15 protein-coding genes are annotated in these 16,009 nt (G+C 60.2%); 5 read left to right on the top strand and 10 right to left on the bottom strand.

Annotated elements, in window-relative coordinates; genetic code table 11:
• Window positions 1-20: 20 nt before the first annotated feature.
• The 3 genes from arsJ to ahcY all read right to left on the bottom strand — a co-directional run bounded on the left by arsJ (window position 21) and on the right by ahcY (window position 3,792).
• The gene (gene arsJ, locus NW822_RS01970) at window positions 21-1,307 is read right to left on the bottom strand and encodes an organoarsenical effux MFS transporter ArsJ (RefSeq protein ID WP_414361937.1); all 1,287 of its coding nucleotides are present in this window, start codon (window positions 1,305-1,307) and stop codon (window positions 21-23) included.
• A gap of 13 nt (window positions 1,308-1,320) precedes the next feature.
• Window positions 1,321-2,328, bottom strand: coding sequence for an ArsJ-associated glyceraldehyde-3-phosphate dehydrogenase (locus NW822_RS01965; protein WP_414403333.1), 1,008 nt, complete (start codon window positions 2,326-2,328; stop codon window positions 1,321-1,323).
• A gap of 183 nt (window positions 2,329-2,511) precedes the next feature.
• Window positions 2,512-3,792, bottom strand: a complete 1,281-nt coding sequence (gene ahcY, locus NW822_RS01960) for an adenosylhomocysteinase (RefSeq protein WP_414403332.1) — start codon at window positions 3,790-3,792, stop codon at window positions 2,512-2,514.
• Between the two features lie 80 nt (window positions 3,793-3,872).
• Between ahcY and ruvX the strand changes: the two genes are divergently transcribed.
• Window positions 3,873-4,352 (top strand): Holliday junction resolvase RuvX, encoded by a 480-nt coding sequence (ruvX, locus tag NW822_RS01955; RefSeq protein ID WP_414361944.1) that lies wholly within the window; start codon window positions 3,873-3,875, stop codon window positions 4,350-4,352.
• On the opposite strand, the gene NW822_RS01950 is transcribed toward ruvX, so the two are convergent.
• A complete protein-coding gene (locus tag NW822_RS01950; RefSeq protein WP_414403331.1) occupies window positions 4,319-4,717 on the bottom strand; it encodes a YraN family protein in 399 nt (132 codons plus the stop codon). The two genes, ruvX and NW822_RS01950, sit on opposite strands and share 34 nt — an antisense overlap.
• Window positions 4,718-4,732: 15 nt before the next feature.
• Entirely contained in the window at window positions 4,733-4,891 is a 159-nt protein-coding gene (locus NW822_RS01945) for a hypothetical protein (RefSeq protein ID WP_414362080.1), read from the bottom strand.
• Window positions 4,892-5,017: 126 nt separating this feature from the next.
• Here NW822_RS01945 and NW822_RS01940 point away from each other — a divergent pair, with 126 nt between their 5' ends.
• The gene (locus NW822_RS01940; protein WP_414403330.1) at window positions 5,018-5,881 is read left to right on the top strand and encodes a M48 family metallopeptidase; all 864 of its coding nucleotides are present in this window, start codon (window positions 5,018-5,020) and stop codon (window positions 5,879-5,881) included.
• Window positions 5,882-5,890: 9 nt separating this feature from the next.
• On the top strand, window positions 5,891-6,802 hold the full coding sequence (locus tag NW822_RS01935) for a carbohydrate kinase family protein (protein ID WP_414403329.1): 912 nt from the start codon (window positions 5,891-5,893) through the stop codon (window positions 6,800-6,802).
• A 2-nt stretch (window positions 6,803-6,804) separates the two neighbouring features.
• Here NW822_RS01935 and NW822_RS01930 read toward each other — a convergent pair whose 3' ends face one another.
• From NW822_RS01930 to pyrR, 4 genes are all read right to left on the bottom strand, one after another.
• Window positions 6,805-8,472, bottom strand: coding sequence for an ABC transporter ATP-binding protein (locus NW822_RS01930; protein ID WP_414362068.1), 1,668 nt, complete (start codon window positions 8,470-8,472; stop codon window positions 6,805-6,807).
• 162 nt (window positions 8,473-8,634) lie between these two features.
• Window positions 8,635-9,180: a metal-binding protein gene (locus NW822_RS01925; protein ID WP_414403328.1), complete on the bottom strand. Its 546-nt coding sequence runs from the start codon at window positions 9,178-9,180 to the stop codon at window positions 8,635-8,637.
• Between the two features lie 32 nt (window positions 9,181-9,212).
• Window positions 9,213-10,184, bottom strand: a complete 972-nt coding sequence (locus NW822_RS01920) for a putative 2-dehydropantoate 2-reductase (protein ID WP_414403327.1) — start codon at window positions 10,182-10,184, stop codon at window positions 9,213-9,215.
• Between the two features lie 31 nt (window positions 10,185-10,215).
• Window positions 10,216-10,779, bottom strand: coding sequence for a bifunctional pyr operon transcriptional regulator/uracil phosphoribosyltransferase PyrR (gene pyrR, locus NW822_RS01915; protein ID WP_414403326.1), 564 nt, complete (start codon window positions 10,777-10,779; stop codon window positions 10,216-10,218).
• A 129-nt stretch (window positions 10,780-10,908) separates the two neighbouring features.
• Here pyrR and NW822_RS01910 point away from each other — a divergent pair, with 129 nt between their 5' ends.
• Window positions 10,909-11,436, top strand: a complete 528-nt coding sequence (locus NW822_RS01910; RefSeq protein ID WP_414361960.1) for a pentapeptide repeat-containing protein — start codon at window positions 10,909-10,911, stop codon at window positions 11,434-11,436.
• Between the two features lie 62 nt (window positions 11,437-11,498).
• Here the strand turns inward: NW822_RS01910 and NW822_RS01905 are convergent, their stop codons facing one another.
• The gene (locus tag NW822_RS01905) at window positions 11,499-12,239 is read right to left on the bottom strand and encodes a heme oxygenase (biliverdin-producing) (RefSeq protein ID WP_414361962.1); all 741 of its coding nucleotides are present in this window, start codon (window positions 12,237-12,239) and stop codon (window positions 11,499-11,501) included.
• A gap of 366 nt (window positions 12,240-12,605) precedes the next feature.
• On the opposite strand from NW822_RS01905, the gene rpoB reads away from it, so the two are divergent.
• Entirely contained in the window at window positions 12,606-15,995 is a 3,390-nt protein-coding gene (rpoB, locus tag NW822_RS01900) for a DNA-directed RNA polymerase subunit beta (RefSeq protein WP_414361963.1), read from the top strand.
• Window positions 15,996-16,009 lie beyond the last annotated feature (14 nt).

Raw genomic sequence — 16,009 nt, 5'->3', positions numbered from 1 at the left:
CAGATTCTTGAGAGATCCCCTCAATCCCCCGGCTTAACCACCCACTCCACCGGAGTTTTGCTGGGATCCGGCAATTTCAGCGAGAACAGCCCTGCCATCAAAATCAACAGGGTGGAAAACCAGAGGCAGCCCTCCAGGCCGTAGAGCTGGAAGAGGATCCCGGAGGTTACCGTCCCCAGCAGGCGGCCACCGGAATTGGCCATGTAGTAAAAACCCACGTTGAGGGCAACATCGTCATCTTCCGTGTAGGCCAGCACCAGGTAGGAGTGCACTGCTGAGTTAAAGGCAAAGACAATCCCAAAGAGGATGAGGCCGCCGGTCACTACCCACTCCGGCGGCAGGCCGGCCATAAAGGCGGTGGCAATGAGGGCCGGCACCGCGGTTAGGGTAAACGTCCAGACCTGGACGGTACGGGCCTTGGGAGCGCGACCCGGGCGACCTCCTCCCAGGAGTTGGGGCGCTAGGAACTGGATGATCCCATAGCCAATGACCCAGATGGCCATGTAGCTGCCCACCTGCATAAAGCTCCAGCCCAGCTCGTCGTAGAGAAACACCGGCAGGGCCACCACAAACCACACATCCCGCGATCCAAAGAGGAAAAAGCGGGCTGCTGAGAGGAGGTTGATCTCACGGCTTTTGGAGAACAGCCGCTTGAAGGGGATCTTCGCCTTAACCTTGCCCATGTCTGCTGGCAGCAGCGCCCCAGAGCAGAAGATCAAAGCCAGCGCTCCTGCCTGGACGAAGTTGGCCATGCGGAAGCCCATGGGATCCCCGTAGATCTCAGTGAAGATCTGCAGCAGAGCCGCTCCCACAAAGAACCCCGCCCCCTTGAGGGCGTTTTTGGATCCCGTCAGCATCGCCACCCAGCGGAAGAGGCGGGATTCGGCCTCCTTGGGCACCACCAGCCGGACAGCGCTTTTGGAGCTCATCTTGGTGAGATCCTTGGCGATCCCAGCTAGGGCCTGGGCCGTCATCACATAGGCCACCTGGCCCCAGACCGGCCACTGCAGGTTGATCACCCCCAGCATCACCAGGCCGAAGATCTGGATGGCAATGCCTCCGTAGAGGGTAAGCCGCAGGCCAAACAGGGAGCCAATCCAACCGCCCAGGAAGTTGGTGATCACCCCGAAGATCTCGTAGAAGAGAAACAGCATGGCAATTTGAATCGGAGTGAAGCCCAACTTGTGGAAGTGGAGCAGCACCAACATGCGGATGGCGCCGTCGGTGATGGTAAATCCCCAGTAGGCGGCGGTTACTAGGGCATAGTTGCGCACTGCGGCAGCTTGGGCGCTTGAGACAGCAGTCATGGGCAGGTCTCCTCTATAAGCTGAGAGCCACCTTGCGGGCCAATTCCGCCATGCGATTGGCGTAGCCCCATTCGTTGTCGTACCAAGCCAGGATCTTCACTTGGGTGCCATCTACCACCATGGTTGAGGAGGCATCCACAATGCTGGAGCGGGGATCCCCCTTGAAATCCACGGAGACCAAGGGCAGCTCCTCATAACCAAGGATGCCTTTGAGTTCCCCTTCGGCTGCAGTCTTCAAGAGGTGATTGACCTCTTCCACCGTGGTGGGCCGCCTTACCTCAAACACAGCATCGGTCAAGGAGGCATTCAGCAGGGGCACGCGCACGGCAATGCCGTTGAGCTTGCCGTTGAGCTCAGGGTAGATGAGGCCAATGGCCGTAGCAGCGCCGGTGGTGGTGGGCACCAAAGACAACAGAGCCGAGCGCGCCCGCCGCAGGTCCTTGTGGGGGGCATCCACCACGGTTTGGGTGTTGGTGACATCGTGGATGGTGGTGATGACCCCGCGTAGGACGCCAATCCCTTCGTGGATGACTTTGACCAAGGGGGCTAGGCAGTTGGTGGTGCAGGAGGCGGCAGTAAGGAGGTGGTGGCGGGCTGGATCGTAGAGGTGGTCGTTGATGCCCATAACGACGTTGAGGGCCTCTCCATCCTTAACGGGAGCAGCCACAATAACCTTGCGCACCCCCGCTTTGAAGTAAGCCTCCAGCTCTGCTGCCTTGACAAATTTCCCCGAGCACTCCAGCACCAAGTCAATCCCCAAATCGGCCCAGGGCACTTCACCAGGGGACTTAAACTCACTGAAGGTGAGGGTTTTGTCTTGGATGCGCAGCCCCTGCTCACCGGGTTCGATGTCGATGTTCCAGCGGCCCTGCACCGAGTCGAACTTGAGCAGGTGAGCTGCCGCAACAGGCCCACCCTTGATCTCGTTGATGTGGGCAAACTCCAGCTCTGGCCAGCCCCAAGCTGCCCGTAGCACCAGCCGTCCAATGCGGCCAAAACCATTAATGCCTACCCGTGCCACCCTCTTGGCCTCCAGGGATCCCAGAACCCCGCCTAGAGCTTATCAGAAACACCTGTTCACTGCAATCAAGTGGAGCGGCTAGGTCTGGGGTTGCTTAGTTTCCTAGAGAGGGCGTATCCTTCAGGGGCCCGCTTGCAAGGGAGCGGGCAATAGCAGCTCCCTGGTGTCTGCCCCCGGACAGCTCTAGGTTCCTACTGTCCAAGTGTTGCCGTACTCGATCTGCTCCGGGGTAAGGCTGTCGATCTGGATCCCCATGGCCTTGAGCTTGAGGCGGGCGATGGTCTCATCGATCTCCGCAGGAATGGGGTGCAGCCCAGGAGCCAGGCGTCCTCGGTTTTTCACCAAGTACTCGCAGGCCAGCGCCTGGTTGGCAAAGCTCATGTCCATGACGCTGGCGGGGTGGCCTTCGGCAGCAGCCAGGTTGATGAGCCGGCCCTCTCCCAGCACCAACACCGACTTGCCCGACTGAAGGCGGTACTCTTCCACGAAGGGGCGCACTGTCTGCCGGGAAACGGCCCGCTCTCGTAGGGCTCCTAGGTCAAGCTCGATATCAAAGTGGCCGGCGTTACAGACCATCGCCCCATCTTTCATGCAGTCGAAGTGCTCGCCGCGGATAACATGCTTGTTGCCAGTGACCGTGATGAACAGATCCCCCAGAGGGGCAGCCTCGGCCATGGGCATAACTCGAAAGCCATCCATCACTGCTTCCAGGGCCCGCACCGGGTTGACCTCGGTCACAATCACCTGGGAGCCCATACCGCGAGCCCGCATCGCCACCCCCCTGCCGCACCAGCCGTAGCCAGCCACCACCACCGTCTTCCCGGCTAGGAGAATGTTGGTACAACGCAGGATGCCGTCTAGGGTAGATTGGCCAGTGCCGTAGCGGTTGTCAAACAGGTGCTTGGTGGCTGCGTCATTAACGGTCATTACCGGGAAGCTGAGCACCCCAGCTCTAAGCATGGCCCGCAGACGCACCAAACCGGTGGTGGTCTCCTCCGTGGTGCCAATGATCTCCGAGAGCTGCTCCTGCCGCTGCTGCACCAGCTCCGCCGTCACGTCGCCGCCGTCGTCAATGATGAGGTTGGGGCGGTGATCCAGGGCAATCTGGACATGGCGGCGGTAGGTTTCCACATCCTCCCCCTTGATGGCAAAGACCGAGATGCCGTAGTCAGCCACGAGGCTGGCGGCCACATCGTCTTGGGTGGAAAGAGGATTGCTGGCAATGAGGACACTCTCAGCTCCGCCTGCCTGCAGGGCCAAGGCCAGATTGGCGGTTTCGGTAGTGACATGACAGCAGGCTACTAGACGCAGGCCAGCCAAGGGCTTTTCTTGGGCAAAGCGCTCCCGGATCTGAGCCAGCACCGGCATCTCCCGCGCCGCCCACTGAATCCGCTGCTTACCCAGGGGAGCAAGGTTCAGATCCTTGACTTCATGCTTGGGGAGGGACAGAGTAGCACTGCTCATGAGAAGGCTCCTAGGAGGAAGTTAAACTCTCCAGCGGCCAGAGAGAGGCCGCTACAATGTTGCCAAGGACGGAGGCTCAGATGTCCACAGGCCTGTACTATTCTCCCACAAGGGATCCCTTTTCAGCCCTGGGGCTGGACGTGGGCAACCGCCGCATTGGCGTGGCCGGCTCCGACCGACTGGGGCTGCTGGCTACTGGCCTGGGGGTAATCCAGCGCCGTTCCCTCCCGGAAGATATTGCCCAAGTGCAGGCGTGGATCCGCCGCCGCCAGGCTACTGTGGTGGTGGTGGGGATCCCCCTTTTGGCAGATGGCTCAGTGGGATCCCAAGCCCGCAAAGTGCAGCGCTTTGTGCGAGCTCTCCAGGCGGCTGTGGATTTACCCATAGAGACAGTTAACGAGTACCTAAGCACCGTGCAGGCAGAGTGGGATCTGCGCCAGGCAGGGATACCGGCCAAAGCCCAGAAGGCTCTTATTGACCAGCAGTCGGCGGCGGTGATTTTACAAACTTGGCTGGATGAGCGGCGCTACGGCTCCACCTCAAAGGCTCCCTGCCGGTAGTCAGCCACCGCGTAGCCAAGGCCAGGCCGATATTCCACCAGAGCAACATCGAAGCGACAGGCGACTTCCGCCAAGGGGGGATGCTGGCTGAGGAACGCTTGGGCAGCTTGGATCAAGCACTGCTGTTTTCGCCTCCCAACTGCCAAAAGTCCGCCTTGATCCCACCCCTGGCCGCTGCGGGTTTTGACTTCCACAAAAATCAGCAGCCCTGCCTTGTAGGCCACCAGATCCACTTCCCCCCAGCGACAGCGCCACCGCCGCGCCAGGATCTGCCAGCCTTGCCCTTCTAGGTAGCGCTGCACGCAGCCCTCGCCGGCCTCACCCGCCTCCTGGGGAGCGCTTCGCTTGCGATCCTTAGTCCCCACTGCTTCCTGCTGGCCCTAGTGGGCAGAGCCGTTGCCGTGATACTTGTCGGTGTCGTAGAAGCCGTTGCGGGTGCCAAAGTAGAAGCTTGCCAAGGAGAGGATCAGGCCAACCGCTACCAAGATTGACTTTGCTTCCACGCGGTTTTCTCCCAGCTGTGTCCTCGTCCCAACCATGATAGCCTGCCCCCTGGTTAAGGCAGAATGGGAGGGGGATCCCCCGCCGGGGGACCAGAGCTGCTCACCCCTCTCCCTTGCCGCCAGGGGTGCCCTAAGAGTCTACCCGTTTTTCTGTGACCTCCTATGTCTTCTCCAGCCTCTCTGTCAGCCGTTTCCAGCGAGCCCCGCATCCTGTTGGGCCTGCGGGCCGACGAATTTCGCCATCCAGTTGATCTGCAAGCCACCCGCTCTCTGCAGCAGCTGCCAGGCTTAGGCCTGCTGATTCAAAACTTGCTTGGCTCCACAGCAGGGGAGATGTTTTACTTGGACAACATTGCCTCCAGCATCCAAATCAACGAGCGCCAGTTGCCGGAAATCTACCAGCTTTTGGTGCAAGCCTGTCGCATTTTGGATCTGGAGGTGCCCCAGCTCTATGTGCGGCAAAACCCTGTGCCCAATGCCTACACTTTTGCCATGCAGGGGAAAAAGCCTTTTATTGTCTTGCACAGCTCTCTGCTAGATTTGCTGGAGCCGAAGGAACTCCAAGCTGTAATTGCTCACGAACTGGGCCATCTCAAGTGCAACCACGGCGTCTACCTAACGATGGCCAACATTCTCACGCTCTCCGCCAGCTTGCTCCCCTTTGGCGGTCTGTTCTATCAGGCGCTACAGGATCAACTGCTGCACTGGCTGCGTTGTGCCGAGTTTACCTGCGACCGGGCAGCGCTCCTGGTTACCCAGGACCCAAGAACGGTAATCTCAGTGCTGATGAAGCTGTGCGGCGGCTCACCCCAGTTGGCGGCCAAGCTCAACGTGGAGGCCTTTCTAGAACAGGCCCGCACCTACGAGGAGTTGGATAACGATCTCTGGCAGCTGGAGCTCAAACAACTGCAAACCCTTGGCCGTACCCATCCGCTGCCGGTGCTACGAGCTAGGGAAATCGAGCGCTGGTTCCGCAGCAACACTTACCAGCAAATCCTAGAGCAGCACGGCGTCCCTGCCCTCTAGTGGACGAGCATGGCTCCTCTTGAAGTGCCGCCTGGTCCGCCTCTGATCTTGGGGGAAGTTCTTTTTGACTGTTTCCCTGACAGGGTGGTGCTGGGAGGAGCAGCTTTGAACGTGGCTTGGAACCTCAAGGGACTGGGGTTGGATCCCCTGCTGATTAGCCGCATTGGCCAGGATGAGGCGGCAGAACAGTTGGTGGTGGCGCTGCGGCGGCAGGGGCTACGTCTGGAAGGGCTGCAGCGGGATCCGGCTCACCCCACCGGTCAAGTGCAGGTTACCCTCGACCCGGAGGGGATCCCGAGCTTTGCCATCTTGCCAGAGCAGGCCTACGACTTCATTGAGTTGGATCCTGCTGCCCTTAGAGCCTTCCGGCCTAGCTTACTCTACCGGGGCAGTCTGGCAGCACGGCAAGAGGCAACCCACCGCCATTTCCAGGAGGCCATCCTGGCTTTGGGCTGTCCGGTGTTTCTCGACCTCAACCTGCGGGATCCCTGGTGGCACCCGGGCCCTATCCGAGAAATGCTGCGCAGCTGCACTTGGTTGAAGCTCAACCAGGCGGAGCTGGAGCAAGTGGTTCAACTGGAAGGGATCCCTGGCAAAGAGGTGGTAGAGCAGGGGCAGCTCTTGCGGGCCCAGTTGGGCCTTAAGGGCTTGTTCTTGACGTTGGGGGCGGCAGGGGCGCTCTTGTTTACAGCAGAGAGGGTGTATCAGGCGGAGGCGGTGCCAGCGCTGCAGCTAGTGGATACAGTAGGGGCAGGGGATGGGTTTAGCGCGGTAGCCATCCTCGGCCTGCTGCAAGGATGGCCGGAGGCGGTGCTGCTGCAGCGGGCAGTGGCGTTTGCAGCAGCCATCTGTGGGGTTGCGGGGGGTGCGCCCTCAGATCCGGAGTTCTATCGTCCCTTCCGGCAAGCGTGGGGGCTTTAGAGCTACTGGAACTGGCGCCAGTGGAACTGGGCGTAGCGTCCTCCTTTCACCAGGAGCTCGCGGTGGTTGCCTTGCTCTAGGAGTTGTCCTTCTTCGAGGACAAAAATGCGATGGGCGCTGCGCACAGTAGAGAGGCGGTGGGCAATAACAAAAACGGTACAGCGCTGCATTAGCCGTTGGAGGGCCTCCTGCACCAAAGCCTCGGACTCGTTATCCAAAGCAGAGGTAGCCTCGTCCAGGATGAGAATCTTGGGGTTGAGCAGCACGGCGCGAGCAATAGCTAGCCGCTGCCGCTGACCGCCGGAGAGGGTGATCCCGCGCTCGCCGATGCGGGTAGCGTAGCCCTCAGGCAGGCTCTCGATGAAGCGGTCAATATTGGCCACCCGGGCTGCCTGGCGCACTGCCTCTAGGTCAAAGTGCTCCTGGCCATAGGCAATGTTGCTGGCAATGGTGCCGGAAAAGAGGGTGATCTCCTGGGGAACAATGCCGATCTGGCGGCGCAAACTTTTGAGGGTGACGGTGCGGATGTCAATGCCGTCGATGCGAATACACCCCTGCTGCGGATCGTAGAAGCGAGGGATCAAATTCACCAAAGTTGATTTGCCAGCCCCGGAGGAGCCCACCAGGGCAACAATCTCGCCGGGGGCCACCTGGAAGCTAATGTCTTTGAGCACCGGCTGATCCGGCTTGTAGGCAAAGGAGACCCGATCAAACTCCACCCAGCCCTGAATGGGGGGCATGGGGCGGGCACCCGGCAGCTCGCGCACGCGGGGGCGGGTATCTAGGAGCTCAAAGATCCGCTCCACGGAAGCCTCCCCCTGCTTTAGCTCGCTGTAGTTATTGGTGATATGGACAATGGGATCAATCAGCAGGGCCACCCCCGCGATAAAGCCGAGGAACTGGCTGCCGGTCAGGTTGCCCTCGCTAATCTGCCAGCCCCCCACCCAAAATACCCCCAAGACGCTCATGGCGTAGAGAAAGCCCACCACCGGGTCTTGGATGGCCTTGACCTGTTCGGTTTGGAAGCGAGCCAGGCGGTTGCTTTCGGCCAGGGCACTGAAGCGGCGGATCTCGTAGTCCTCGGCAGCAAAGGCACGGGTGAGGCGGATGCCGGCAAAGACCTCTGTTAAAAGAGAAGATAGGTCAGCCATACTTTCCTGATTGCGGCGGGAGCGCTGCAGCAACCGCTCCCCAAACCAACTAATCAAGGCGCCCATCAGGGGGGCAATCACCAGGGTGGTTAGGGTGAGGATGCCGTTGAGGTAGAACAAGTAGGCCACCACGGCCAAGATGGTAAGCACGCTGGGGATAAAGCGGTGGAAAAACCGCTGGACCACCTCCCCCACCCGATCCAGATCGCTGGTGAGGCGATAGACGAGGTCACCAGTGCGGCTGCCGGAAAAATAGTCCACGTCTAGTCCCTGCAGGTGAGCGTAAACTCGCTGCCGCAACTCCAACACCATCTGCAGGGAAGCCCTGGCCATGAGGGTGTCCTGGCCGTACTGGAAAGCACCACGCACCACGAAAAATACCACCCCAATTAAGGCCAATGTCCGCAGTTGTCTGAGATCCCCAGCCCCGATAGAGCGGGCCACCCACTCGATTAGGTAAGCAAGGGCGGGCATGGTGAGGACAAAACCCAGAGTGCAGCCCAACCCCAGCAGCAACATCCACAAGTGGGGCTGAATGAAGGGAAAGAGACGGCGATAGCTACGCAGCGGATGCACCAAGTGCCACCCCAAGGGCTTCTGCCCCACCCAGCTTAGCGGATGCGCTCCTTCCCTGCTGCCGGGATCCCCTCCTGCTTTTGATAGCTCTAAGGAGGACTCGCCCTACCCTTGCCGCCGCTTGCCGGACAAGCCTTTCCCCTGCCGCCTTTTGCGCCAACGGCGCCAGCGCGAGACCAGGCAATCGCTGAGGCTGTGGTTGACGGCTCCCAGCTCCAGTCCTAGGCCCACCCAAAACAGCGTTGCGGCGTGGGCTTGCAGCCAGTGCCAGAGGCTCTCCCGCCAGATCCCCGGCTGCCACTGCCACCAGCCCAGGCGGGATCCCAGCCAAGCCGCTGGCAGGCCCACCCCTGTCACCCACAAGCCTAGGTAGAGTAGCCGCAGAGCGGTGCCTACCAGCGGCCCGTGGGACCAAAAGGAGCGGTGGTGCAGCCAGCGACGGTAGGGAAGCCAAATCCAGCGCAGGAACAGCCAGCGGCGGTACTGCCGCGAGCGTGTATCCAGATCCCCGGAAAACATCAGGCCGGCAAAAAGATAGGCCGATCCCGCTGCGAGAGCCGCTGCGGTACTGTCACTTACCCAGCCCACCGCCAAAGCGATGCCGGGAGCCGTCCAAAGGGTGAGGCGATCGTGGGTGGATCCCCGGGGCATCCAGCCAGTGCAGCGCTCCACTGGAGCTGAGTCTAGCCGCAAGGGGAGGAAAAGGCTGGGATCCCACGATTAAGACGATCCAACACCTGCAGCTGCCGGTAGAGCATCTCTACCCGCGGCATCTGGACCCCGCCCTGCTGGGCATAGCGGAGAGGGTTGGCAAAAATAGCCTCCAGTTCCAGGGGACGCTTGCGCTCGTAGTCAATCTTCATGCTGGTGCGGTAGGGAGCCATCTTCTCGGTGTTAGCCAGCATTTCTGGAATCAGGGAAGGGGGAAGCCGGCGACCACAGGCCGCAGCTCCCTCCACCACCTCCTGCATCAGGGCTTCTGCCAAGGCGCGGGCTGCCGGGTCGCGGATCATCTGCTGGGTGTCGGCATTAAAGACCACCGAGAGGCCATTGAAGGGAATGTTCCAGACCAACTTTTGCCAGCGGGCCAACATCAGATCTGGTGAGAGGGCAGTGGGGATCCCAGCCCGCTGAAAATCGGCCTGGATCTGTTGCAGACGGGGTGTGATTCCCTGGGGGGCATAGCCAGGGCCGTATTCGGCCAGCAGCACCGAGCCATAGTCGAGGTGGCGGATGTGGCCGGGACCAACTTTATTGGAGCTGATGAAACAGAGGCCACCGATGATGCGCTCGGGGCCAACGCAGTTGGCAATCTCCGGCTCTGCCCCTAGCCCATTTTGCAGGAGGATCACCACCCCTCTTTCGGCCAGCACGGGCGGCAGCAACTGCGACAGAAGGTGATTTTGGGTTGCTTTCAGGGCCACGATGACCCCCTCGCAAGGGGGCATCTCCTCCACGGAGACGTAGGCATTGACCTGGGGCAGGTGAAAGTCTCCCCAGCAGGATTCCACCCACAGCCCGTTCTGGCGCACGTGCTCGTAGTCACTATGGAGCAGGAAATGCACCTCAAAGCCAGCCTGCTGTAACTTGGCTCCGTAGAATCCTCCCAGGGCACCGCTGCCCAAAACAGCGTAACGGCGGTTTTCCGGCAACATAGACCTAGCAACAACCTTGGGCCGCTGAGCCTCACTCTATCGCCCTCTGGGGCGCTTCCTCGGGATCAGGGTCAATCAACAGTACCCGCTCCTCACCGTCGGTTTCCCGCAGCTGCACCTTAACCATTTGCTCAGGGGTCGTGGTTAGCCTGTGGCCGCAGTAGTCTGGCTGAATGGGGAAGTGCCGATGGCCGCGGTCAATCAGCACGGCTAAGCGCACCCGTTCCGGCCGTCCAAAGTGACTAAGGGCCTCCAAAGCTGCCCGGACCGTGCGGCCGTGAAAGATAACATCGTCCACCAGCACTACCTCTTGGCCAGTTAGATCCCGTGGCATTTCACTGCGATTGGGGGTGCGCAGCCGGCCAGCGCCCAGGTCGTCGCGGAAGAGGGTGATGTCCAACTCCCCTACCTGGGGTGGGATCCCAAACAGCTCGGCCATGCCATCCCGGAGCCGATAGGCCAAGGGCACCCCGCGGGTGCGGATGCCAATTAACACCAGCCTGTCCAGGTGGGGGTGATCCCTGCCGATTGCCGCCGCCAAAGCGGCAATTTGCCTAGCCATCTCCTGGGCACTGAACACCTCGGTTGTGGACATGGATCCCCTGCGTCCCCTTGTTGTTAGTGGGGGCTGACATCCCAAGTTAGCCCAATCTGCCGCTGAGATCCCCAGCCAGTAGGATAGATAAAGCAAAGGCAAAAAGACTCCAGAAGGGAGGGATCCGTCATGTCCACTGCAGGGCCAGTTGCGGCGGAGAAAAGATGGATGTGGGCCCGCTGCTTACGGGCCGTACTAGCGGCGCTCCTGGGGCTGGCGTTGGGGTTAGTCCTGCTGGGATTGCCAGCCTGGGCAGAAGACTACAGCAAGCGGGAGCTGCAGGGGGCAAACTTTGCCGGACAAGACCTGAGCGGCTGGAAATTCCTCAAAGCCAACCTACGGCAAAGCAATCTCAGCCACGTGAAGGCAACAGGAGCCAATTTTTTCGGAGCCAACCTCAGCAAGGCTAACCTGCGCGGTGCAGACCTGCGCGGCGCCACCTTGGACATGGCCAATTTACAGGGTGCTGACCTGCGGGAAGCCCAACTGCAAGACAGCATGATGTGGCTGGCGCGGGTGGAAGGGATCGAGATCGAGGGAGCAGACTTTACCAACGCCCTCATCCGCAAAGATGCCCTTGCTCTCCTCTGCCAACGGGCTAGCGGCGTTAACCCAGTTACTGGTCGGGCCACCCGCGACACCCTTGGGTGCGACTAGCCCCTGTCCCAGCCCCTCTCCCCTAGGGAGAGGGGCGAAATCCATCACTTGGCAGACCTAGCCTACGCAGCCACCTCAGAGCTGGCAGGCTTACGCTGAAACTGGCCGAGGAGAGAATTCCAGGCCAAGCGCGCCATCGACAGCAGCCAATTGCCCTCCAACTCTCTAAACAAGTCCATGTTGAGCTTGAAGGCATAGTTGGCTTCCGCCACAATGCGCTCGATAGTAACCTGATCCAGCCCCAGGGCATCCAGTTGAGCGCGGTAGCGCTGCTTAAACTTGCCCTCGTGGGGGATCTGCTCAAAGTCGTAGAAGGCAGTGCCCTCCCCTGGCGGCAGGCCCATGGCCCGGCGGGCAATGTTTTTCAGGATCTGGCCACCCGACAGGTCGCCAATGTAGCGGGTGTAGGCGTGGGCAATGAGCAGAACCGGATCTTTTTCCACCACTTCCCGAATGCGGTTGACATAGACTTGGCAAGCAGGGGAAGGCTTAACCACAGAGGGCCAATGGGGACCAATGAAGTAGTTTAAATCCTTCTCCAAGCTGGCCTTGCGCCACAATTCAGGGTAGTAGAGCTGACCCACTATCGGGTGATCCCGCAACTTCGCAAACCCCTCTTCCAGCGCGCTGTAGACAAAGTAGAAATTGCCCACGTAGCGGCTATAGGTACGCTTGTCGACCACCCCCTTAAGGAAACATTTGATAAAAGCCATGTTCTCGGCCATGGTGTGGGACTGCTTGGTGCCCTCCCGCAACTGGACCGATAGGCTAGCGTTTTGATGTTCCTGACTGTGCCGACTCACAAAACCCTCCTCTTGTAAACTCTCTATTGAAAACGCTGCCTGGCTCCAGCCATTGACCGGCTTATCGATAAACGGCGAAGGCTTTCCCACCTTGCAAGCTGGGTAAACTGGGCCTCCTCCTCGGGATCTCCGTCCTCTCCAGGAAGCCCGCAACCAACGGTCAACAGCCTAGAAGATTAGGATAGTCTGCCTAAGTGTGAATGGATGTGAACAATCCTTAAGGCAGGTTGGGAAGGAGGCGGGATCTGCCAGCTCCTGAGCCTAGGGCAGGGGTTGCCAGCGGCCCTTGTAACGTTCGTTGACGATCATTGGCGAGGCTTCTATAATTGAAGGCCTGACTGCAGCGCAAACCCTGCCAAGGAACGCATGACCCCACTAACTGTTCCCTCCCCTGTTCTTACCTTACCTGACCTGGTAGAGATTCAGCGGGAAAGTTTCCTCTGGTTTTTACGAGAAGGGTTTGAAGAGGAGCTCCTTAGTTTTTCTCCCATCGTCGACTACACCGGCAAGCTGGAACTGCACTTTCTGCCGGAGTATCGTCCCGGCGATCCCTCCAAAGGGTACAAGATTAGCAAGCCACGCTACGACCCAGAGGAGGCCAAGCGGCGGGACGCCACCTATCAAGCGCAAATCCGGGTGCCTACTCGCTTGATCAACAAGGAGACAGGCGAAATCAAGGACATGGACGTCTTCATGGGCGAGCTGCCCTTGATGACGGACCGGGGCACCTTTATCATCAACGGCGCCGAGCGGGTCATCGTCAACCAGATTGTGCGCAGCCCTGGCGTCTACTACAAGTCAGAGCTGGACAAAAACGGCCGCCGTACCTACAGCGCTAGTCTCATTCCCAACCGCGGTGCCTGGCTGAAGTTTGAGACTGACAAAAATGGCCTGGTATGGGTGCGCATTGACAAAACCCGCAAGCTCTCGGCGGCGGTTCTGCTTAAGGCTTTGGGTCTAAGTGACTCAGAGATCTACGACAGCCTGCGCCACCCCGAATTTTTCCAGAAGACCATGGAAGAGGAGGGGCGCTACAGCGAAGAAGAGGCGCTGATGGAGCTCTACCGCAAGCTGCGGCCTGGGGAGCCTCCCACGGTCTCCGGCGGCCAGCAGCTGCTGGAGTCGCGCTTTTTTGATCCCAAGCGCTACGACTTGGGCCGGGTAGGGCGCTACAAGCTCAACAAAAAGCTCAATCTAACGGTGCCCGAAAATGTGCGGGTGCTCACCGTTACCGACATTCTGGCTGTTATCGACTACCTCATCAACCTGGAGTATGACATTGGCCAGGTTGATGACATTGACCACCTGGGTAACCGGCGTGTGCGCTCTGTGGGGGAGCTGCTGCAAAACCAGGTGCGGGTAGGTCTCAACCGCCTGGAGCGGATTATCCGCGAGCGGATGACAGTTTCCGAGTCGGAAAACCTCACCCCAGCCTCCCTGGTTAACCCCAAGCCCCTGGTGGCTGCTATTAAGGAGTTCTTTGGCTCCAGCCAGCTCTCCCAGTTCATGGATCAGACAAACCCCCTGGCAGAGCTAACCCACAAGCGGCGGATATCGGCTCTGGGGCCTGGTGGCTTGACGCGGGAACGGGCTGGCTTTGCCGTGCGGGACATTCACCCCAGCCACTACGGGCGGATTTGTCCCATTGAAACCCCCGAAGGACCCAACGCAGGGTTGATTGGATCCTTAGCCACCCACGCCCGTGTCAACCAATACGGCTTTATCGAGAGCCCCTACTACCGTGTCGAGAACGGCGTGGTGCGCAAAGACCTAGGCATGGTCTACCTCACCGCCGACGAGGAGGACGAGTATCGCGTGGCACCAGGGGATGTGCCGGTCGATGCCGAGGGCCGCATCACGGCCGAGGTCGTGCCAGTACGCTACCGTCAAGAATTTACCACTGCCCACCCCAGTGAGGTGCATTACGTGCAGGTGTCACCGGTGCAGGTCATCTCGGTGGCCACCTCTTTGATCCCCTTCCTGGAGCATGACGACGCCAACCGCGCCTTGATGGGAGCCAACATGCAGCGCCAGGCGGTGCCGCTGCTCAAGCCGGAGCGGCCCTACGTGGGCACTGGTTTAGAAGCCCAGGCGGCGCGGGACTCTGGCATGGTGGTGGTGTCGCGCACCAATGGGGTAGTGACCTATGTTTCTGCGGATGAAATTGTGGTGCGGCCAGACGATGGCGGGGATCCCATCGTCTACCGCCTGCAAAAATATCAGCGCTCCAACCAAGACACCTGCCTTAACCAGCGTCCTTTGGTTTACGTGGGGGATCGGGTCGTGACCGGCCAGGTGCTGGCCGACGGCCCAGCAACCGAGGGCGGCGAGCTGGCCTTGGGCCAAAACGTACTGGTGGCCTACATGCCCTGGGAGGGCTACAACTACGAAGACGCCATCCTCATCAGCGAGCGGCTGGTCTACGATGATGTCTTCACCTCAGTCCACATTGAGAAATACGAAATTGAGGCCCGGCAAACCAAGCTAGGGCCGGAGGAGATTACCCGCGAGATCCCCAACGTAGGCGAGGATGCCCTGCGCAACCTGGATGAAAACGGCATTGTGCGCATTGGGGCTTGGGTAGAAGCCGGCGACATCCTCGTGGGCAAGGTGACGCCCAAAGGGGAGTCGGATCAGCCTCCGGAAGAACGCCTGCTGCGGGCCATTTTCGGCGAGAAAGCCCGCGACGTGCGGGACAACTCCCTACGGGTGCCCAACGGTGAGCGCGGGCGGGTGGTAGATGTGCGCATCTTTACCCGTGAGCAGGGGGATGAGCTGCCGCCGGGTGCCAACATGGTGGTGCGAGTCTACATTGCCCTCAAGCGCAAGATTCAGGTGGGGGATAAGATTGCTGGCCGCCACGGCAACAAGGGCATTATCTCCCGCATCTTGCCGATTGAGGACATGCCCTACCTGCCAGATGGCACCCCAGTGGATGTGGTGCTCAACCCCCTAGGGGTGCCCTCCCGCATGAACGTGGGCCAAGTGTATGAGTGCCTACTGGGCTGGGCAGCAGAGCACCTAGGGGTACGCTTTAAGCTAATGCCCTTCGATGAAATGCACGGCCTAGAGGCTTCCCGGCTGACAGTGGAGGCCAAGTTGCGGGAGGCGCGCGAGAAGACTGGCAAGGACTGGATCTTCAACCCTGAAGGCAAGTACTGTGGCAAAGTTCAGGTGTTTGACGGCCGCACGGGTGAGCCTTTCGACCAGCCGGTTACGGTGGGCCGTGCCTACATGCTGAAGCTGGTGCACTTGGTGGACGACAAGATCCACGCCCGCTCCACTGGCCCCTACTCGCTGGTAACCCAGCAGCCCCTGGGAGGCAAGGCGCAGCAGGGTGGCCAGCGCTTTGGCGAGATGGAGGTGTGGGCTCTGGAGGCGTTTGGGGCGGCCTACATCCTGCAGGAACTGCTGACTGTGAAGTCGGACGACATGGTGGGGCGCAACGAGGCCCTCAACGCCATTGTCAAAGGCAAGCCCATTCCTCGACCCGGCACGCCGGAATCCTTCAAGGTGTTGGTGCGGGAGCTCCAGTCCCTTTGCCTAGATGTCTCCGTGCACAAGGTGGAGGTGGACAGCAAGGGCCAGACCTACCACGTGGAGGTAGACCTGATGGCTGATGTCTCAACCCGCCACACTCCCTCCCGGCCCACCTACGAGTCCATTACGGCTGAGGATCTTTCGCCGGCGCCTAGGGAGGACTTCTCCCCAGCCAGCCGCAGTTGGGAGAAGGAAGAAGACGAGGACGATTTCTAGGGGGCGCTGGGTAG

It is taken from the genome of Synechococcus sp. H70.2, from assembly GCF_047462275.1.
Lineage (GTDB): Bacteria > Cyanobacteriota > Cyanobacteriia > Thermostichales > Thermostichaceae > Thermostichus.
The sequence above is the reverse complement of the archived record's forward strand: the minus strand, read 5'-3'. Positions and strand labels throughout refer to the sequence as shown.